Below are 3,150 nucleotides of genomic sequence, written 5' to 3'. Positions count from 1 at the left end.
CAATTGAGCTATCTTGCAGGGTTTTTTTAATTTATATTTACAAAAATTATGTTACAATTCTACTCATGGGGCTGATCTGGTTTCGACGGGATCAAGTAGCTTCTAATTGCATGTCGGACTGAGCATTTCCGTTACGCGGCTCAACTTGCTTAAACGCAAACAATACAAATTACCGCCCAGCTTACGCAGTAGCATAAGTTTTAACCCCTTCCACTAAGACTGGAAGGCGGGCTGCTTCACCTATGGACTCTAGATAAATAGGATTCGAAGTATAACCCTTATGTAGATATACTTTATGTTTGTCTCGAACATGAAATGAACTCAAGAGGCTCGTCTTGCGTAGCTTTGCAAGCTGTGCGAAGCAAGATTAAACTCAAACAACTTTACTAAACATGTAGACGTTAGGAGTAGCGTGGTTTCGGACTGGAGTTCGATCCTCCACAGCTCCACCAATTAGCAATTATTCCTCAAGACAAAATTAAAAACACTCGTTAAAAAACTGCATAAAAAAGTACAACCAATTAAAGCCGCTCCGTGCTAGAATATGAACTATATTAGCTTTAAGGAACTTTTAATTGGCATATTATATAACAAAACTGATAATTACAGCACTTTTAATCGTATTGATTTCTGAAATAGCAAAAAGAAGCAGTATAGCTGGTGCAATATTGGCGGCCATACCTCTTGTGTCCATACTGGCAATGACTTGGATGTACATAGATACAAACAGCAGCCTAAAAGCCGTAGAGTTCTCAAAGAGCATTGTTTGGTTAATAGCCCCGTCAATGACGCTATTTATTGTTTTTCCGATATTGATAGAAAAAGGGATTGGTTTTTATTTGAGCATGATTATTTCAATCGCCCTGACAGTTTTCGCTTACTACAGCGTTATACTTTTGCTTGAAAAGCTAGGAATCAGGATATAGAGATTATTAAATCAAAAAAATTATGACATGTCAGAATGATATCTCCCCTCTATTTCAGAGGGGATAAGAAGGATAAGCAGTTGCTTTGTGTATAACGAACTACATCATTCCCGGCATACCACCCATGCCGCTCATATCTGGCATTTCGGATTTTTCTTCAGGCAGTTCATATATTGCCGCTTCGGTTGTTAAAAGCAGGCTTGAAATAGAAGTAGCATTTGTAAGAGCTACGCGCCCGACTTTAAACGGGTCGATGATTCCGACTTCAAACATATCTACATATTCGCCTGTTGCAGCGTTAAAACCAATGTTCTCATTTGTCGCACTCTCAACCGCGTTTACAACAACACCGGCATCATAGCCTGCATTTGTAGCAATCTGTCTAAGTGGGGCTTTGATAGCACGAAGGATTATCTCACACCCAATTTTTTGATCACCTGTTAGGTCTAGTTTTACTTTTGCGCCGGCGCGAACGAGAGCAGCACCTCCGCCGATTACGATTCCCTCTTCAACAGCAGCTTTTGTAGCTGAGAGTGCATCGTCAACTCTGTCTTTTTTCTCTTTCATCTCAGTCTCACTTGCTGCACCGACTTTTATGACTGCTACACCGCCGCTTAGTTTTGCCAAACGCTCTTGTAGCTTCTCTTTGTCATATTCACTAGAGGTTGCATCTATTTGAACCTTGATCTCAGCGATTCTTTTTTGTACATTCTCAGCTTTGCCTGCACCATTCACAATAACAGTGTTGTCTTTGTCGATTACGACACGAGAAGCTTGCCCTAAATGCTCTAAAGTTGCTGCGTTAAGGGTATGCCCAGTCTCTTCAGAGATAACGGTTCCTGCAGTTAAAATAGAGATGTCTTGAAGCATCGCTTTTCTTCTATCTCCAAAACCGGGAGCTTTTACGGCAGAGATATTTAAAACACCGCGAAGTTTATTTACAACTAAAGTTGAAAGTGCTTCACCTTCGACATCTTCTGCAATTATAAGAAGCGGGCGAGAAGTCTTTTGAACCTGCTCTAAAACAGGCAGTAAATCTTTTAATGAAGTAATTTTGCTATCAACAAGCAAAATCCAAGGATTTTCTATCTCAGCAGTCATCTTCTCGGTATTTGTTATAAAGTATGGGCTTAAAAACCCGCGGTCAAACTGCATACCTTCAACTACATCAAGCTCATCTACTATTCCCTTAGCCTCTTCAACGGTAATAACGCCGTCTTGACCTACTTTTTCCATAGCTTCAGCAATCATATTTCCGATTTGCTCATCGGAATTTGCAGAGATAGTCGCAACTTGAGCAATATCTTTTTTGCCGTTTACAACTTTACTAGCTGCTTTTAAGTGTGCCAAAATTGCTTCACATGCCTTATCCATACCGCGTTTAACTTCAATAGGATTTGCACCCGCCGTGATATTTCTAAGACCTTCAGAGAAGATTGCATTTGCTAAAACAGTCGCCGTCGTTGTTCCGTCTCCCGCCTCATCGGCAGTTTTTGAAGCCACATCCTTGACAAGCGTAGCGCCCATATTTTCTAGCTTATCTTTTAGTTCTATCTCTCTTGCAACAGAAACACCGTCTTTTGTAATTACCGGGTTACCGTAACTCTTTTGGATTAAAACATTACGACCGCGAGGTCCCATAGTCACTTTTACTGCATCTGTTAGTTTTGCAATACCGCGAGCCAGCGCATTTCTTGCATTGTCTGAAAAAATTATCTCTTTTGCCATTAAAAATCCTTTAAATTTATTTTACTATTCCAAAAACATCTTCAGTCTCTAAAACCAGAAACTTATCGCCATCAAGTGAGATTTCACTCCCTGAAAATTTACCAAAAACAACCATATCTCCGCAAGAGATATCGCTAACCTCAGAACTAACCGCCACTACTTCACCTTTTGAAGGCTTCTCTTGTGCATTATCAGGAATAATAATACCACTGCTAGTAGTATTTGCCTCTTCTACTCTTTTTACCAGGACTCTTTTTCCTAATGGTTGAAAATTCATTTAAACTCCTTAAATAACATAATTTACGAGCGCAATAATACACAAATACAGTAACAAAGTCAACATCTTTAGTCGATAACACTAAACTCTTCTTACTAAATATACTCAATACCATTGATGTAAGTATCCATTCTTTACTTTTAGGGTTGTATTTTTACTTTTTGATTAGGTAAATCCGATGAAAAATAAAATTTCACTTAATCAAGAAATTAAACTTGG

The 3,150-nt window shown here is 39.1% G+C and carries 3 protein-coding genes and 1 other RNA gene; 2 read left to right on the top strand and 2 right to left on the bottom strand.

The window, feature by feature from the left end; all coding sequences use genetic code 11:
- Window positions 1–67: 67 nt before the first annotated feature.
- Together ssrA and IBX42_RS11830 are read left to right on the top strand one after the other, a co-directional pair.
- Window positions 68–452, top strand: a transfer-messenger RNA (tmRNA) gene (gene ssrA / locus IBX42_RS11835).
- 123 nt (window positions 453–575) lie between these two features.
- Complete coding sequence (locus IBX42_RS11830) at window positions 576–926, top strand: DUF3147 family protein (protein ID WP_294933136.1); 351 nt, start codon at window positions 576–578, stop codon at window positions 924–926.
- A 99-nt stretch (window positions 927–1,025) separates the two neighbouring features.
- Here the strand turns inward: IBX42_RS11830 and groL are convergent, their stop codons facing one another.
- Window positions 1,026–2,654, bottom strand: a complete 1,629-nt coding sequence (gene groL, locus IBX42_RS11825; RefSeq protein ID WP_294933135.1) for a chaperonin GroEL — start codon at window positions 2,652–2,654, stop codon at window positions 1,026–1,028.
- Window positions 2,655–2,670: 16 nt separating this feature from the next.
- Entirely contained in the window at window positions 2,671–2,931 is a 261-nt protein-coding gene (gene groES, locus IBX42_RS11820; RefSeq protein ID WP_294933134.1) for a co-chaperone GroES, read from the bottom strand.
- Window positions 2,932–3,150: the final 219 nt, after the last annotated feature.

The sequence above is a fragment of the Sulfurimonas sp. genome (genome assembly GCF_014859695.1).
Taxonomy (GTDB): domain Bacteria; phylum Campylobacterota; class Campylobacteria; order Campylobacterales; family Sulfurimonadaceae; genus Sulfurimonas.
This window is presented reverse-complemented; position numbering and strand designations above follow the sequence as displayed.